The sequence below is a fragment of the Barnesiella sp. B2-R-119 genome, from assembly GCF_023656675.1.
Classification (GTDB): domain Bacteria; phylum Bacteroidota; class Bacteroidia; order Bacteroidales; family Barnesiellaceae; genus Barnesiella; species Barnesiella intestinihominis.
Map to the genome: position 1 here is coordinate 360,439 of NZ_JAMOKL010000002.1, position 18,388 is coordinate 378,826.

At 42.6% G+C, this 18,388-nt stretch carries 14 protein-coding genes; 1 reads left to right on the top strand and 13 read right to left on the bottom strand.

The features are described 5' to 3' along the window. Positions 1-17: 17 nt before the first annotated feature. From NBH06_RS04690 to tsaD, 13 genes are all read right to left on the bottom strand, one after another. The gene (locus NBH06_RS04690; RefSeq protein ID WP_250793031.1) at positions 18-2,243 is read right to left on the bottom strand and encodes a glycoside hydrolase family 3 C-terminal domain-containing protein; all 2,226 of its coding nucleotides are present in this window, start codon (positions 2,241-2,243) and stop codon (positions 18-20) included. A 159-nt stretch (positions 2,244-2,402) separates the two neighbouring features. Next, positions 2,403-3,419: an AMP-binding protein gene (locus NBH06_RS04695; RefSeq protein ID WP_250793033.1), complete on the bottom strand. Its 1,017-nt coding sequence runs from the start codon at positions 3,417-3,419 to the stop codon at positions 2,403-2,405. Further along, positions 3,410-4,459 (bottom strand): o-succinylbenzoate synthase, encoded by a 1,050-nt coding sequence (locus NBH06_RS04700; RefSeq protein WP_008861771.1) that lies wholly within the window; start codon positions 4,457-4,459, stop codon positions 3,410-3,412. Before NBH06_RS04700 ends, NBH06_RS04695 begins: the two co-directional genes overlap by 10 nt. Continuing rightward, positions 4,460-5,284, bottom strand: a complete 825-nt coding sequence (menB, locus tag NBH06_RS04705; RefSeq protein WP_250793040.1) for a 1,4-dihydroxy-2-naphthoyl-CoA synthase — start codon at positions 5,282-5,284, stop codon at positions 4,460-4,462. It lies immediately after the preceding gene. Positions 5,285-5,315: 31 nt separating this feature from the next. After that, on the bottom strand, positions 5,316-7,001 hold the full coding sequence (gene menD / locus NBH06_RS04710) for a 2-succinyl-5-enolpyruvyl-6-hydroxy-3-cyclohexene-1-carboxylic-acid synthase (RefSeq protein ID WP_250793043.1): 1,686 nt from the start codon (positions 6,999-7,001) through the stop codon (positions 5,316-5,318). A gap of 7 nt (positions 7,002-7,008) precedes the next feature. Continuing rightward, complete coding sequence (locus NBH06_RS04715; RefSeq protein ID WP_250793045.1) at positions 7,009-8,106, bottom strand: chorismate-binding protein; 1,098 nt, start codon at positions 8,104-8,106, stop codon at positions 7,009-7,011. A gap of 14 nt (positions 8,107-8,120) precedes the next feature. Next, positions 8,121-9,425, bottom strand: a complete 1,305-nt coding sequence (rimO, locus tag NBH06_RS04720; protein ID WP_250793047.1) for a 30S ribosomal protein S12 methylthiotransferase RimO — start codon at positions 9,423-9,425, stop codon at positions 8,121-8,123. Positions 9,426-9,499: 74 nt separating this feature from the next. Then, a complete protein-coding gene (gene ftsY / locus NBH06_RS04725) occupies positions 9,500-10,453 on the bottom strand; it encodes a signal recognition particle-docking protein FtsY (protein WP_250793049.1) in 954 nt (317 codons plus the stop codon). A gap of 136 nt (positions 10,454-10,589) precedes the next feature. Beyond that, positions 10,590-10,742 (bottom strand): DUF4295 domain-containing protein, encoded by a 153-nt coding sequence (locus NBH06_RS04730; RefSeq protein WP_008861765.1) that lies wholly within the window; start codon positions 10,740-10,742, stop codon positions 10,590-10,592. Positions 10,743-10,756: 14 nt separating this feature from the next. After that, complete coding sequence (gene rpmG / locus NBH06_RS04735; RefSeq protein ID WP_008861764.1) at positions 10,757-10,945, bottom strand: 50S ribosomal protein L33; 189 nt, start codon at positions 10,943-10,945, stop codon at positions 10,757-10,759. Between the two features lie 3 nt (positions 10,946-10,948). Further along, positions 10,949-11,203 (bottom strand): 50S ribosomal protein L28, encoded by a 255-nt coding sequence (rpmB, locus tag NBH06_RS04740; protein ID WP_008861763.1) that lies wholly within the window; start codon positions 11,201-11,203, stop codon positions 10,949-10,951. Between the two features lie 121 nt (positions 11,204-11,324). Beyond that, complete coding sequence (locus NBH06_RS04745; protein ID WP_250793051.1) at positions 11,325-12,566, bottom strand: competence/damage-inducible protein A; 1,242 nt, start codon at positions 12,564-12,566, stop codon at positions 11,325-11,327. Between the two features lie 11 nt (positions 12,567-12,577). Then, a complete protein-coding gene (tsaD, locus tag NBH06_RS04750) occupies positions 12,578-13,597 on the bottom strand; it encodes a tRNA (adenosine(37)-N6)-threonylcarbamoyltransferase complex transferase subunit TsaD (protein ID WP_195491351.1) in 1,020 nt (339 codons plus the stop codon). A 169-nt stretch (positions 13,598-13,766) separates the two neighbouring features. Between tsaD and NBH06_RS04755 the strand changes: the two genes are divergently transcribed. Continuing rightward, the gene (locus NBH06_RS04755) at positions 13,767-18,374 is read left to right on the top strand and encodes a translocation/assembly module TamB domain-containing protein (RefSeq protein WP_250793053.1); all 4,608 of its coding nucleotides are present in this window, start codon (positions 13,767-13,769) and stop codon (positions 18,372-18,374) included. Positions 18,375-18,388 lie beyond the last annotated feature (14 nt).

Here is an 18,388-nt window from a genome sequence, read left to right on the forward strand (position 1 = left end):
TGTTTTACACAGATTAATTATTCCAACTCAAACGCGACCTTCGATCTTATATCACTCGAAGAAGCTCCTATCAATATTTCGAACTTCCCGGGTTCCGCAACCCAGGCATGTTTCTTATCATCAAAATAAGAGAGCTTCGACTCCTCTATCTCAAACTCTACGATTTGACTTTCTCCCGGCTGTAAATCAACTTTCTTAAATCCTTTCAATTCTTTCTTCGGACGGGGTAAACTCGATTTCAAATCACTCACATACAACTGAACGATTTCAGCCCCAAATCTATTGCCTGTATTGGTTACAGGGATACGAACCCGGAGGCTTTCACCTTGTTGCACGACTTTCTTATCGATCTCGGCTTTACCATATTCAAATGTCGTGTAGCTCAATCCGTGACCGAAACTGAACATCGGTCGTATTTTCTTGTGAAGATCGCTCCAACGATAGCCTACAAAAATATCGTCTTTATAAATTTGTTGGTGATTCAACCCCGGATAAACAATCGAATCATTGAATGAATGAGCATGATAATCTTCCAATTTGGCATACATACTGAACGGGAGTTTCCCGGAAGGATTGACATCGCCCACCAATATAGAAGCCAATGCGTTACCGGCTTCACTACCACAATACCAACCTTCGACGATGGCAGGGACCTGATCTATCCACGGCATCGCCACACTGTTTCCCGAAATCAATACGACTATCGTGCGGGGATTGGCCTGAGACAAAGCCTCGATAACTCGGTCTTGACCATAAGGGAGCCCATACGATGTGCGATCTCCACCTTCACAATCTTGGTGGCTATTTTTATTCAAACCGCCGACAAAAACGACATAATCGGCCGACTTCGCTTTATTTACAGCTTCATCGAGCAATTCATCGGCAGACCGAGATTCAGCAAGATTGACTTTGGAAACCACCCCATTATAAGATCCATCGATATTACCGACATATCCACGAGCATACATCACCTCAGCAGCATCTCCGACTCTTGCCTTCAATCCGTCCAATGGGGATATCTCATATTGGGCTTTCAACGAAGAGCTTCCGCCACCTACCGTCATCATCTTTATCGCATTCTCTCCGACAACCAAGATGCGTTTGGTTTCGCACAAACGAATGGGTAATACATTATTTTTGTTCTGTAACAACACAATGCCCTCCTCGGCGATTTTACGAGCAGCAGAAGCATGAGCCGGGGTTTTGAAAGAACCGTAAGGTCTGTTTCGATTCATCGTAGTACGAAACATCAGACGCAATATATTTCGAACTTTGCCATCGACAACAGACTCCGGAATCGTTCCGTTTTTCAACAAATCAAGAAACGGTTGTGCCAAATAGTAATTGCTATACGCATCTCCTTTACCATTCGTCAAACCATCTGTCCAAGTCCCGAACTCCATATCCAAACCATTATAAGCAGCCTCCATCGTATTGAATACTCCACCCCAATCCGATACTACGACACCATCAAATCCCCATTCTTTTCGGAGAATATCGTTCAACAAATATTGGTTATGACAACAATATTGATTCTTATAACGATTGTAGGCTCCCATAATAGCCCAAGCCTTTCCTTTTTGTACAGCAGCCTTAAACGCTGGAAGATAAATTTCATATAAAGCCCGGTCACTAACCTCCACATTGACAGCATGCCGATCGTATTCCTGATTATTCAACGCATAATGCTTCACACAGGCTGCTACCCCGTTAGACTGTACCCCTTCGATATAAGGAACCACCATCTCCGAAGCTAAATAGGGATCCTCTCCCATATATTCAAAATTACGACCATTCAACGGAGTACGGTAGATATTGACACCCGGTCCCAATAATACATTCTTATTTCTATATCGCGCTTCCTCGCCTATCGATTTGCCATACAACAGAGCCATCTCAGGATTCCAAGTCGCTGCCAAACAAGTCAATGCCGGGAATGCCATACAAGAATCGTTCGTCCACCCTGCTTGGTCCCATTCGTCCCAAATGACCTCGGCTCGAATTCCATGAGGACCGTCGGTCATCCAATTTTCGGGCAATCCCAAACGAGGCACTCCCGGTGAACTGAATTTGGATTGTGCGTGGCACAATGCCACTTTTTCTTCGAGCGTCATTCTCGACAGAGCATCCTCTATTCGGTCTTCCATCGGCTTGGTTTCATCAAGATAAACAGGTGTTTGAGCGGCCACTGTACCCGATAACAAAAAAATGGCTACCCATACTAAATTTTGAAAAAATTTCATGGTAAAATATTAAAATGTTAGAGATATATTAAATTTGCAATAAAGGTAAATATAATTTGAGTATTCGGCAAGACAAGTTAATACAAATACATTTTTATTACTATCAAAATAAAATCATAAATTTTATATTTCTAATTCTTTCTCAACGAAGAAAAAGGACTAAATATTCCGTATAACTTTTCCCGAAGACGTCTCCTTAAACTTCTGCACATACAATACTTTACGTGGGAACTCATATTTATTTACTTTTGCCCGAATCTTTTCCAGCAATATTTTTTCTTGTTCCAGAGACAAAGCCTCGCCTTCTATAACGAGAGCAACCGATTCACCCCATTTCAGGTCGTCACAAGACGTTACAAAAAAACGGCGTGTAAACAGACCTGCTATTTTCTTTTCGATCAACTCTGGAAAAACCTTTATCCCTCCCGTATTGATCACATGGTCATACCGTCCTATCCATCGAAAATTCCGAGAATCTACCAACTCAACCACATCATTCGTTACAAACTCTTTTACAGAAAAGTGCGGAGCGTGAATGATTAAACAATTTCGTTCATCTATCGAAAAAGATATACCACCCAACGCACAATATAACGACAAAGAGTCACCGATACGGCGTAATGCGACATGCGAAACTGTCTCGGTCATACCATAAGTAGCATACATATCGACAGGAAGTTTTTCCAGCTCCACCTCAGTACCGGGAGATAAAGGTGCACCACCTATTATTAGAGACGTTATACGAGAAAGTCTTGATTTCTGCATCGTACTTTTCAAAGATTCGACTACTTGCACCGGAACCATCGCGGCAAAATCGATAGGCTCGTCTATTGTCGTCAAAGGCAACGACGAAGGAGTTACGACCAACAAATCAGCACCGGATAACAAGGCTCTTACAATCATCATTTTACCGGCAATATAATCGGGCGACAAGCATAACAACATTACCGAACGACAGGTAATATCGAAAAAGTCATTGGTCAACCGTGCCGAAGCCTCCATATCTCGTTTCAGTAATCTTACCGGCTTTGGAGTTCCGGTCGATCCCGAAGTATGTCCCCAAACAAAATCGGAAGGTGCGAACCACTCATCGAGAAAAGCAGCCACTTCGGGTGTAGAAGCATTGAGTATCTCTTCTCGATTACGACAAATACGATGATTTAGCCTTATTTCCATGAATCCATCGAAAAAATCCAAGTTTTATCAGGATTATATCTCAACTCATCTCCTATCTGCTCCAACGGTGACGGTATATTATTGGTGTACAAAGCTCCCGTTCCCAATCCCTGAGGCATATTTATAGGCAATGTCGCCGTCCATTGCGCAATTGCATTCAATCCCACATTCGATTCCAATGCCGATGTTATCCACCAACCCACACGACAATTCCGAGCAAATTCAATCCACTCTTCCGCACCCGAAAATCCCCCTATCAAAGAAGGCTTCAAAATGATATATTGCGGAGAAATCGTCTCCAATAACGCTAACTTCTCGGTGGAATCGGTTATCCCGATTAATTCTTCGTCAAGAGCTATCGGTAGAGGAGTTTCTTCGCACAACCGAGCCATCGCCTCCCATTGTCCGGCTCGTATGGGCTGTTCTATCGAATGTAAATCATAAGCCGAAAGACGTTGCAAATGTTCCAATGCATCATAAGGAGAGAACGCACCGTTGGCATCGACCCTCAACTCTATATCCTCCCGGCGATATCGTCGCCGGATTGCAGCCAGCAATTCACATTCATCATCGAAATCTATCGCTCCAATTTTCAACTTAATACAAGAGAACCCGGCCGCTAATTTCTCATCGATACGGGAAGCCATAGTGCGCTTATCGCCCATCCATATCAATCCGTTTATTTCAATCGCTTGTTTCCCGGCAGTAAACTCAGACGGATAAATCATGCGTCGTCCGCCATGCTGCAAATCGAGTAAGGCGGTCTCCACTCCAAAACGGATAGAACTCCATGTAGACAAATCTATTTCATCTATTCGGTCGATACCCCGACAAACCGTTTGCAACATAGCTTCATAATCAGGACGATCGTCTGCTCCCAATCCCTTAAACAGTGCGCATTCTCCTATCCCGAAACAATCGGGATTATGCTCGTCCCACACTTTCAAGAAATAGGTCTCCTTTTGCGTGAGAACGCCCCGAGAAGTTCCGCTAGGGACTTTGAAATGAAGTATATAAGGAGTATAACTTGCCTTTAACATCTATCCGGGGAATTTGGGAAATTTCTGGAAATCGGGGTCTCTCTTTTCAAGGAAAGCATTCTTGCCCTCCTGCGCCTCCTCCATGAGATAATACATGAGAGTGGCATCACCGGCAAATTCCATCAAACCCCGCTGCCCGTCAAGTTCGGCATTCAACGCCCGCTTAATCATTCGTATAGCCATCGGGCTACGTTTCAATATCGTTCGACACCATTCGATTGTCTCTTCCTCCAATCGGTCGAAAGGAACAACTTTATTGACCAGCCCCATTTCTTCTGCCTCTTTCGCTGAATATTGGCGACATAGGAACCATATTTCGCGCGCTTTCTTCTGCCCTACGATACGAGCTAAATAGGACGAACCGAATCCTCCGTCGAAACTTCCCACTTTCGGGCCAGTCTGTCCGAATCGAGCGTTCTCCGAAGCGATTGTCAAATCACATACCACATGCAACACATGTCCGCCTCCGATCGCATAACCGTTGACCATAGCGATAACCGGCTTGGGAATGGAACGTATAGCTTTATGCAAATCCAAAACATTTAACCTCGGGACACCGTTTTCATCGATATAACCGCCAATTCCTTTCACTTTCTGGTCTCCACCGGAACAAAACGCTTTGTCTCCCGCTCCCGTCAGAATGATAACGCCAATATCGGAACGTTCCCGACAAATAAACATGGCATCGAGCATCTCACAATTCGTTTGCGGACGAAACGCATTATATACTTGCGGGCGGTTAATCGTTATCTTCGCGATTCCATCATAATAATCGAAAAGTATATCCTCATACTCCTTAATCGTTTTCCAATCTATCGGTTTCATATTCTTATATTTTTAATTTTAATCATTATCATCATTGTCTCGACCGGCGGAAGTATCCTCGCAAAACCTCGGCATTATAAACATTCGGGGTGTGGACCGCCAGTATAGCCGGCCGATCTTTTTCGGCAAAAAAGAGAGAAAGTACTTCTGCGGCCGATTTCTCATCATTGAGCTCGAAATAACGAAGTCCGAACAAATCGGCATATTTCTCGACCGAAATATCTCTATGTATTTCAAAACAAGTTTCCAGTTCGGGCAAATCGGAAGTCGGTTTAATAAATCGAAAGATTCCCCCACCCCCATTACACATTACGATAATTTTAAACCGAGGAGAAAGATAAGTCGATGATAACCCATTTACATCATACGAAAAGCTCATATCTCCCGTAATCAACACCGTCATTCCCTCACCCACACAAGCCGCACCCGCAGCGGTCGAGGTGGAGCCGTCTATACCGCTCACGCCCCGATTACAATCGCTCCGCAACACCTGTTCGCACTTGAACAACTGGGCATAGCGTACCGTAGTACCGTTGGAAAGCTGCAATGCTGTTCCCGGCGGAATCGCAGGTAATATCAATGAAAATGCTTTCAAATCACACCACTCGACATGAGCGATATAATCGTCGTGCAAACGAGTAGCAATCACCTCTTTCCTATGCCACAGCATCGAGTAGTCGCTCTCTATCGGGAATACACTTCGAGACAACACCTCTAAAAACGATGCAGCCTGAGAATCGATATGGCAAGTCAACGATTGCATCGTATCTATTACATGATCGCCTTGTGATATACGCCAATGCAACTTGGGCTTATGCTGCCGTAAAAAAGCCTTTATCATACGCGACACCAATGATCCGCCTAATGTAATGAGCAAATCGGGTGCATAATCTTCCCATTCCGCTTTATCGATTACCGAATAAACCCTATCGATCGTAGGTATCAAATTCTTCCCCCTCACATTGGCTATGCTTTCGGTAAGAACGACAACCTGCGGCAATTCCGCTAAACGTAAAAGAGCTTGACTCAACTGCTCGTCAGGCTGTGAGAAAGCCACTAAAACCAACACCTTTCGAGCCGACATAAACTCATCGCACAAAAGTTTCATAGATTGCTCATCGGGAATGCTTGACGAAGGTATGCGAGTAACAAAACGTTCCCGTACGGAAGGCATATCCATTTCTTGCGTGAGCGGCTCGGAAACAGCGATATTAATATGAACAGGGCCCTTTTCTCCCGACAATGACGTTAACAAAGCGTCGTTTATACAACGATTGAAGTACCACCCGTCCATCGGCAGAGATAGTTCCGCCCGTAAATTATACGAACGTTTCACAAAGTGAGACAAAGCGCCGTACTGCCGCAATGTTTGACTATCGTCCTGATCGATCCACTCCATAGGACGATCCGCCGAAATAACTATCAACGGAATATGTTGGTAATAGGCCTCGGCAACAGCCGGAGCATAATTGAGTAACGCTGTTCCCGATGTACAAACCAGTGCCACAGGTTCACCGCTACGTTGCGACATACCCAATGCCATAAAAGCCGCTGTACGTTCATCGACAACGACATAATCCTGTATATCGGGTGTACGCGAAAATGCCATTAATAAAGGAGCATTTCTCGATCCGGGCGACAGAACGACACGCTTTACACCATGCTCCGCCAAAAGTGCGACAAGAATATTACAGCCCTGTTTATCGGTCGTTTTCATATTCACTCTACTTATAACCATTGATAATCGACAGTAAAGTCTGCGCTTTCGCCTCGGTTTCTTTCCACTCACTTTCCGGGTCCGATTTATCGGTCAAACCTCCGCCGACATACAATCTCAATCGGGAATCGTCTACTTCCATGCACCGAAGATTGACGAACAAACGAACATGCTCACCGAACATAGGGCCCAAATAACCGCCATAATATCTGCGCTCATGCGGTTCTACTCGACGAATCCATTCCATCGCAAGTTCTTTGGGATACCCACCCACAGCTGGCGTAGGGTGAAGCGCCGACAATATCTCGGCCAATCTCCCATTTGCCGAACCGACTTTCAGAGAAATAGGCGTACACAGATGTTCCACCTGTCCTGCCTTGCGAGAAAACCGCTCACCGATAATTGGTTCGAGACCTTTATCTCTAAATACCTTCGATATATAATCGGTCACAATTTGTTGCTCCTCTTGTTCTTTTTGTCCCCACGGCTCCTTCGCTCCCGCCTTTCGCGTACCTGCGAGAGCCATCGTAGTCAATGACACTCCGGCACAATCGAGCAATGTTTCGGGCGTAGCTCCTATCCATCGTCCTACACCGGGCACATTGACCCACGAAACAAAAGCCGAATCGTATTTTGCAGCCAGTCGAAAAAACAGCTGCCCATCGGAAACTACCGGACGGTTCAATGTGACGGTGCGGGAAAGAACAGCCTTTTTTATCTCTTTACGAGACATTGCTGCAACAAGCGTATTTACTTGTTTTTCATACTGTTCAAAAGAACTATCTACCGGTTTTATCTCCAAATTTGCCAAAGTTTGTCCCGCCCCGTAATTCAACGCCTCCAAACTTATCTCTTCGGCCCGTTGTATCTTCACAGGGAAAAAGTAACGAGGCAACTCACCTTCCACAAAAGGTGCGAAAAAGAAGCCCTCCTGTTTTTCCGGGAAAACGCCATCGGCAAGAGTCATAAGTCTATCAGGCTCACAAGCGCCCCAATAAAAACCATCTTCGCCCGGCAGACGAAAAGCGAAAGCCGGGAAATCATTCCCCAAACTCGCCTCAATAGCACAAGATAGTAAATGTATAGAATCAACCTCTTTCGCCATATCTCACCGACTTATCAATCCAACTCCACGGGAACAGCCATAAGCTCAAAAGGCAGAGCTTCGACGACTTTTACCCGACAAAAATCTCCAACAGTCAGAAAACGATCTTTTGCAATAAGCACTTCGGGATCGACCTCGGGAGAATCGTACTCCGTACGCCCCACATAATAGTCCTCCTCTTCCCGATCGACTATCACATCAAATATTTGACCTACCTTTGAAGCATTGCTTTCAAGTGCTATTTCTTCTTGTAATGCCATCAACTCGTCGAGTCGGGCCTGTTTCACTTCCTCCGGGATAGAGTCGGGAAAATGATTGGCCGCATAAGTACCCTCTTCTTCGGAATAGGCAAACGCTCCCATACGCTCGAAACGAGCCTCCCGAACAAACTCCTTTAATTCCTCGAAATCCTCATCGGTCTCACCGGGATATCCCACCATCAATGTCGTGCGAATATGTATGCCAAGGACTTCTGTCCGTATGCGTTTCAACAAATCATAAGTCTCCTGCTTCGTCACATGCCGACGCATATCTACCAACACATGGTCACTGATATGCTGCAATGCGATATCGAGATATTTGCAAACATTATCATGACGCTGTATAACAGGTAATATCTCATAAGGGAATTGTGACGGATAAGCATAGTGTAACCGTATCCACTTCACACCCGGAATCTGCGCCATGCGATCGATTAACTCCGGTAATTTCAATTTCCCGTACAAATCAAGTCCATAGGAAGATAAATCCTGAGCAATAATCTGAAACTCTTTCACGCCCTGCGAAACCAAGCTCTTCACCTCGTCGAGCAACTGTTCCATAGGATAAGAAACGAAGCGCCCTGTAATTAAAGGAATAGCACAATAAGAACAAAATCGATTACAACCTTCGGCAATTTTCACATAGGCATAATGAGGCGGAGTTGTCAGTATACGCCCGAAATCTTTCTCCTCGGAAATTTGCGATCCCAAATCTGTCAACAAATCAGTCCAGTCGAATTTTCCATAAAACTTATCGACCTCGGGTATCTCGGTTTCCAGTTCTTCCCGATAACGTTGAGACAAACAACCCATCACATAAAGATGATGTATCTTATGAGCTTTTTTAGCTTCGACCATTTGTAAAATCATTTCGATAGATTCTTCTTTGGCATCTCCAATGAAGCCACAAGTATTCACTACGACAAACTCACTCGAAACTTTTTCAGGATCATGTCTCACCTTATAACCGGCTTCTGAGAAACGATGCATCAATCGTTCGGAATCCACTAGATTTTTCGAACAACCCAACGTAATAATATCAACGCTATTTTTTATCATTGTCATTACACAAAAATACGGCTATGAAGCCTTTGCAAGACCACCCAGCCGTCTATCCTAAAAACTCACGAATATCAATCTCCGAACAACGAGTCCACAAATTCCTTACGGCGGAACACCTGCAAATCTTCTATGCCTTCACCCAGCCCTATGTACTTAACCGGTATCTTAAAGTGATCGGATATACCTATGACCACACCACCTTTAGCTGTACCATCGAGTTTCGTTATGGCCAACTCGTTCACCTCGGTCGCGGCAGTAAACTGCTTGGCTTGCTCAAAAGCATTCTGACCTGTGGAGCCGTCCAATACTAACAAGATTTCATGAGGAGCACCGGGAACGATTTTCTCCATTACTTTCTTTATTTTGGTCAACTCGTTCATCAAATTCAATTTATTGTGCAAACGACCTGCCGTATCGATAATTACCACATCGGCATTATTCGCCTTCGCCGAACTCAACGTATCGAACGCCACGGATGCCGGATCGGCTCCCATTTTTTGTTTCACGACAGGGACTCCAACCCGTTCACCCCATATCATCAACTGCTCGACCGCAGCGGCACGAAACGTATCGGCAGCTCCCAAATAAACACTATTCCCTCTCTTTTTATATTGATATGCCAACTTACCGATAGTTGTAGTCTTGCCTACACCATTCACCCCGACAACCATGATTACATACGGTTTTTTCCCTTCGGGGACAGAAAATTCACCGGCATCCTCAACATCGTTTTCGGTTAGCAACGCTGTGATTTCTTCCCGGAGAATTGAGTTTAATTCGTTCGTATTTATGTATTTGTCACGAGCCACCCGTTTCTCTATTCGGTCTATAATACGAAGTGTAGTTTCCACTCCGACATCAGACGTGATCAATACTTCTTCCAAATCGTCCAATATATTCTCATCGACTTGCGACTTCCCGGCAACAATACGCGCTAACTTGGAAAATACGCCCTCTTTGGTCTTAGATAATCCCTTATCCAAGGTTTCCTTTTTCTCTTTCGAAAAGAAATCAAACAATCCCATATATAAAATTTTTAAGAAAAGTAACTATACGCAGTTACCCCGGTGGATATGCAAAGCTATAAAATTATCATGGTAAAAAAAAACTTCCTTACACATTTCGTATAAGAAAGTTTCTTTATATTACGCTAATTATGACTTACTTACTAAGTACATCTTTAACTGCGTCATTCGGAACCATTTCCTCTTGGAAAGTATAAGCCCCTGTTTTCGGCGATTTTACCATTTTTATCACCTTAGAATAAGTACGGCCTTCGCCTTTTTGCAACGATGCAACTGTTTTCTTTGCCATGGTTCAATCCTTCCTTATTTTATTTCTTTATGTACAGTAACTCTTTTCAAGATGGGATTGTATTTTTTCAACTCCAATCTTTCTGTGGTATTTTTTCTGTTCTTAGTAGTAATATAACGCGATGTTCCGGGCATACCACTCGCCTTGTGTTCCGTGCATTCAAGAATTACTTGAACCCTATTACCTTTTGCTTTCTTTGCCATATCTTAATATAACATTTTTATTTCTGTTAAATACCCATTTCCGGCAGCTTGCTTGATAGCTGCATCTAATCCCATTTTATTGATTGTACGAAGACCGGCAGCCGAAAGTGTAAGCGTGATCCAACAATCTTGTTCTACCCAATAAAATTTCTTTGTAAAGAGGTTGACATTAAATCTTCTTTTCGTTCTTCTTTTTGAGTGCGAAACGTTGTTGCCAACCATTGCTTTTTTCCCTGTAATTTGACAAATCTTTGACATCGCTATCTATTATTTTATTTGTTTTTTCTTACTGCTTTCGCAAACAGAGTGCAAAGTAAAGCATTTTAGAAATATGTTCCAAATTTTTAAGGTATTAAAATCGGAACTTTTTTATTCAGTTCTATTTTGTCATCAGTTGTATCAACATCAACAAAGCCGATTGGGTCGCACGTGCAATTACTTGCTCTCTATCGCCTTCGAAACAAAAACATTCAGCCTCGCTTCGCTCGCCATACCGAACTGCAATCCACACCGTTCCTACCGGTTTCTCAACGCTACCTCCACCTGGACCTGCTATTCCAGAAGTCGCTATCGCACAATCGGAAGACAACAATCTTTGTACCCCCGATACCATTTGCAAGACGGTCTCCCTACTCACAGCGCCAAAACCCGATAATGTCTCCGACGACACATTCAAAACGCGTGCTTTCACCTCGTTGGAATAAGCCACGACACTACCTTTAAAATAGACCGAACTACCCGCTACCCTTGTTATTTCATGAGCTATATTTCCTCCCGTGCAACTTTCGGCTGTCGCCAACGTTTCTCCTCTTTCGGTTAATATCGACCCTAATGCTCCTGCGAGAGTTGTATCCGAACCACAAAACAGATGGCTACCCAATATAGTCCTCAATTTAAAAAACTCATCATCGATAATCTTCTGCAAATATGACTCTTCATCGCCACGAGCAGTCAGTCTCAACCGAATCACTCCCGGCGTAGGCAAATAGGCAAGTTTGATACACGCCGGCAATTGCGCTTCAAAGTCGGATAAAGTTTCGGACAACCTCGATTCCGTAAAATCTTTCACTAAACAAGTGCGATGCAAGATAGACGAATGATCTTGAAAATACTCCCTCAAACGACTTATAACCGCCTCTTTCATGACGGTCTTCATTTCTGTCGGGACACCCGGCATAGACACCAATACCTTGCCATTTCTTTCAAACCACATGACAGGAGCCGTACCCACGGGATTTTGAATAACTGTACACACATTAGGAACATAGGCTTGATTGCGCGTACTTTCATTCATCGTCAATTTACGACGACGAAAAATGGTTTCCACATTGGCGAATACCGATTCATCGAATACCAACTTTCCACCGAAATAATCGCAAAGAGTCTGCTTTGTAATATCGTCCTTCGTCGGGCCCAATCCGCCGGTCATCAAAACGACATCGACCCTACCGAACGAGCTATTCAGAGCATCGGTTATTTCCCGAGACCTATCTCTAACTGTCGTTATCTCGGTAACCTCCCACCCTATATGATTCAGCTCCCGAGCAATCCACCCAGAATTCGTATCGGTCACCTGTCCGATCAACAACTCATCGCCGATAACAATAATCTCGACATTCATTTCATTCGTATTTATAATTCAACCCGAGCAAAAGGAGCCTTCGCTATATCACAAAACTCTTTATCCAAATATTTATAATAACCCGTAATAGCCACCATAGCCGCATTATCGGTCGTAAAAGAGAAGGGCGGCAGATAAACTGTCCAACCATACTTTCGGGCATAATCTTCAAAAGCAGCCCTCACAGCAGAGTTCGCCGAAACGCCCCCGGCAACAGCCACATGCTTTATTCCGGTTTGTTTAACGGCCTTATAAAGTTTGTCCATCAAAATGTCCACAATCGTAGTCTGCAACGATGCACACAAGTCACACTTGTTTTTTTCGATGAAATCGGGGTCTTCTTTTATTTTGTCTCTCAATAAATATAAAAAGGAAGTTTTCAGTCCACTGAAACTATAATCAAAACCGGGTATGTGAGGTTTACTTAGTGCAAACGCTTTGGGATTCCCTTCCTTCGCCAATCTATCTACAACCGGGCCTCCCGGATAAGGCAATCCCATTACTTTGGCACATTTGTCAAAAGCTTCACCGGCAGCATCGTCTATCGTTTGTCCGATAACAGTCATTTCATTATAAGACTCTACTTTTATGATTTGCGAATTCCCCCCCGAAACGAGTAAACACAAAAACGGGAAGGGAGGCTGAGTGTTATCATCGGGAGACCGTTTGATAAAATGAGCCATAACATGAGCTTGCAAATGATTGACATCGACGAGAGGAATATTCAATGCTGTCGTAAAACCTTTGGCAAAAGAAGTTCCGACGAGCAAAGACCCCATAAGTCCGGGGCCTCTGGTGAACGCCACCGCACTCAAATCCTCCGGAGTCACCCCCGCACGTTTTAAAGCCTCCGACACAACCGGAATAATATTCTGTTGGTGCGCCCGAGATGCCAATTCAGGAACAACCCCTCCATAAGCCTCGTGAACCGCTTGACTAGCAATCACATTCGACAGCATGACCTCATCGCGAATAACTGCGGCAGAAGTATCGTCACACGAAGATTCTATACCTAAAATAGTTATGCTCATATACATTTACTCCTTTCAATCCTTCATCAAATCGAGGTCTGCAAAAGTACATATTTCATCGGTAAAACCATTTGACTTTTATAATTATTTCATACATTAATAAAAAAGAAAAGCTAAGCATCCTATCGCTACTTTCAAAAGGAAACACTACTTTTGCATACTTATAAAGATGAGGAAAATCTATTCTGCATTTCGGATATTTGTGCATATCGTTATATTCTCTATCATAGCGATATATACACTTGGCTATATCTTGTTATCTATCCCCAACATACAGGATAAAGTCAGGTACATCGGCATAAAAGAGCTATCCGCACTTTTAGATACAAACATAACTATCGACCGAATACAAATATCACCATTCAATAAGTTAGAGCTGTTCGGTGCATATATACCCGACTTAAATGGAGACACTTTATTATATGCCAATAAAATATCGGCCGGTATCTCCCTTTCAGATTTACTCGTCGATCGAGAATTGGTTTTCACGAATATACAGCTATTCGGTCTGGATGCCCGCATAACAAAAGAGACTCCAAGCTCTGAAACAAACCTGCAATTTATTATCGACGCTTTCAAAAGCAATAAGAATACACCGAAAAAGAAAATAAATTTCAAAATAAACAATGCGATCATACGCCGTGGAAAAATCAAATACGACATATTATCCGCACCCATACGACGCGGACAATTCGACCCGAACCATATCGATTTGAGAAACTTATTGTCAAAACTATCTATCAAAGCACTATCGGAAGACTCAGTAAATATCTCCATCAAGCGATTGGGATTCGACGAGCAATCGGGTTTTTCTTTAAATCGTCTACAATTTAAATTCGAAGCCAACCGACAACAAGCAAGGTTATCTGACTTTAAAATACAATTACCCCATAGCCGTATCGAAATCAAACCAATTATCGCCACGCTGCCCGATACACTCTCGGCCGAACACTTCTACGACCAAACACGATTCTCTTTACAGATAACGAAATCCCTAATTAATCCCAGCGATATAGCTGCCTTTATCCCGGTATTGGAAAAAATAAATACTCCGATACTCATTTCGATGCATCTGACAGGAACTCCAAACAATCTATATTTCCATACCTTTGATTTTAATTTCGGGAAAGAAGATATCATCGCTCACAGTCAAATATCCGTGAAAAACATAACAAATCCACAAAAACGAGATATACTCTGCGACCCTATCACATTAAACGCTTCATCTTCGGGATTGGCCGATATTTCTTCCAAATTACCTTTTCTAACCGAAGAACAATGTAAAACTATTTCCCGGTTAGGTACAATTCATTTCACCGGTAATATCTCGAACCAAAACCAAAATCTGACAGCCTGCGGAACATTAGAAACAGATCTCGGCTCTGTTCATTCCGATATATCCATCAACCAAAACAATAGTCTGAATACGACTCGATACAGCGGATTGATAGAATCGAAAAAATTTAATCTAAATGGACTATTCACCGAAGGAAATCCTTATGGCGAAATTATTTTCAAAGTCGAACTCGACAGTAAAAAAGCCAAATATCAGGCCCCAACCGGCAAAGTGGTCGGGGGAATCAGCTATTTTGAATACAAAGGATATCCTTACGAAAACATCATGCTTAACGGTGAGTTCGGGGACAATCGATATAATGGTATAATCGAAATTAACGATCCGAATGGAAAACTCCGAGTCAATGGTCTTTCTGTCTTAAAAGATAAAGACTCCGAATTCGACCTCGTCTTACAGGCACGAGACCTCAATGTATCGGCTTTAAAACTAATGCCCAAGTATAAAAATTCCAAGTTAGGATTCAATGTAGTCGCCAAATTTACAGGGAACAATTTGGACAACGCAGAAGGCCTCTTATCTATCGATAGTTTATCTTTTACAAACAACGACGATACATTCAGACTAAATAAATTCAATATAGAAGCTCATAACCAAAACACTCCACAAAGTATAGCTGTTACTTCGGACTATATTAACGGTTGGATTGAAGGTAATTACAAATTCTCTACTCTACAAAAATCTTTACAAACACTGTTATCGGAATCCCTTCCATCTATATTCCCATTCCAAGAGAACCAACCTAAAAAAACAGAACACAAAAAAAATCAACAACCGAATAATTTTAAATTCAGATTTACCGTAGAGCCTAATATACACATGGCACAAGTGCTCGAACTACCTGTTACATTCACAGATAGAGCTATTATCGAAGGTGAAATGAATAGCCTCCGAAACACAGCCCTCATAACCGGAACGATTCCCCATCTCTGGTATAAAAAAAGTCATATCGAAGATGCATTCATTTCAGCACGAAAAGATTCCACCGAAATGGCTTTATTCATAGAAACGAACTCCTACAATAAAAAACAAATACGAACGACATGGAGCCTTAGAAGCAAGGCCTATCGAGACAGTCTCGACCTTGTACTCAACTGGAATAACGACACCCAATCGACATTTTATGGAGAATTGAATACATCGACCCATTTTTCACGAACCCACGAAGGGAATAAATTACAAATACAAACTCACATCAATCCTTCCACTCTTATTTTCAACGATACTATTTGGCAAATGAGCCCTTCGGATATTTCCTATTGTGAGAAACAAATAGAAATCAATGATTTTGAAATATCACATGCTCCCCAATATATACTTATAGACGGTATCGCCTCCAACCGAGAAGAAGACGAATTGAAAATACAACTCAACGACGTAGACCTCGATTATATTTTCGGTACACTCAATATAAAAAATGTCACTTTCGGGGGTAACGCTACTGGAAATTTGTTAGCTACACATCTATTGACAGGCGCACCTCGATTAAGTACTGAACAATTCGATGTAAAAGATTTCTCCTACAATGAAGCGATCTTCGGGGACTTACATCTATTCAGCATGTGGGATAACGACAATCAAGGTATTCTCATGAAAGGGTTCATCGAAAATAAAGAAGATAAACAAACTTATATCGACGGATATATATTTCCGACAAAAGACTCTCTCTCTCTTTCGTTCGATCCCGATAAATTGAATATTGCATTCCTTCGACCATTTGTTTCTACCGTTATGAGCGACATATCGGGAATAGCCAGCGGACACATAGACTTTTTCGGAAGATTCAAGGCCCTAAATGTTACCGGTGATGCTTATGTCGAAAATTTAGATTTCGGTATTGAATATTTGAACACTCGGTACAATCTATCCGATAGTATTCATTTATCCCCTACCCGTATTTGGTTTGACAACGTTACGATTTATGATAAATTGAAACATACGGCAAAAGGTTCGGGTTGGATAGAACATCATAATTTCAAAGATGTAAGTTACGATATTGCCATAACCGAAGCCCAAGATTTCCTGTCCTACGATATGACAGAAAGGCAAAGCCCCATATATTATGGAACCATTTACGGGACAGGCTCTACTATGATAAAAGGAAGTCTGGGACAAACCCAAATCGACGTAAATATGTCCACCGGAGACCAGTCGAAATTCACCTTCGTCCTATCAGGATCGGAAGCTGCCGGAGATTATGACTTTATTACTTTCACCAATTCAGGAAAACAGAACACAAAGATAGGAGAGCTCCAAGCCGATAGCATTGTCATTAAGAACAATGCCCGCATGATGGAGAACAGTAAAATACAAAACAGTAGTGCATTAAATTTAAATCTGCAAATAGAAGCAACCAACCAAGCCCAAATGAACCTAATCATGGACAAATCTACCGGAGATATGATAAAAGCGACCGGTCAGGGCAGTATATTACTGGAATATAATTCAATGGACGGCGATATAAAATTATATGGTTCCTATGTCTTAGAAAAAGGGAGTTACAATTTCAGCTTGCAAGATATCATTACACGAGACTTCTCTATTAAAGAAGGAAGCCGAGTTTCTTTCCACGGGGATCCTATGGCTACCAACTTAGATATATCGGCTATTTACTCCCTTTCGGCCAATCTGCTCGATCTCGATGAAAACTTCGCCAATGACAAAGAATTATCAAGAACGACAGTACCCGTACAAACTATTTTGAATGTATCCGGAGACGTACGTCGACCAGACCTAAACTTCGACATAGCATTCCCTACTTTGACCCAAGACGTAGACAGACGGGTACGTAGTATCATCAGTACAAACGACATGATGAACCGTCAGATCATCTATCTATTGGCCTTGAATAGGTTCTACACTCCGGACTTCATGAATATGGGGCAAAGTAGAAATAACGAACTTGTCTCTGTCGCTTCCTCGACCTTATCTTCTCAATTAGGTAACATTCTGGGACAATTAAGCGAAAACTGGAATATTTCGCCAAACTTCCGTAGTGAAAAAGGTGATTTTTCCGATATGGAGGTGGAGCTTGCCCTATCCAGCCAGCTACTGAACAATCGATTGATTTTCAACGGGAGCTTCGGATATAGAGACAACACGGTCAATAACAATACATTCATCGGAGATTTCGATTTGGAATATTTGCTGAATAAAAGCGGAACGATACGATTGAAGGCCTATAATCATTATAACGACCGCAATTATTACATCAAATCGGCATTGACGACACAAGGCGTAGGGATCATGTTGCGTCACGATTTTAACCGTTGGGGAGACTTATTTAGAAAAAATCCCAAAAACAACGGTAAAACCAAAGATATACAATCCGATTCTATTCCACGGAACACAATATTACCCAACGATACAATTTCTACAAAAAGCTCTTTATCCAAAGAAAAAATTCCTCAGACCGACCAGTAAGCAGGAAAAACAGA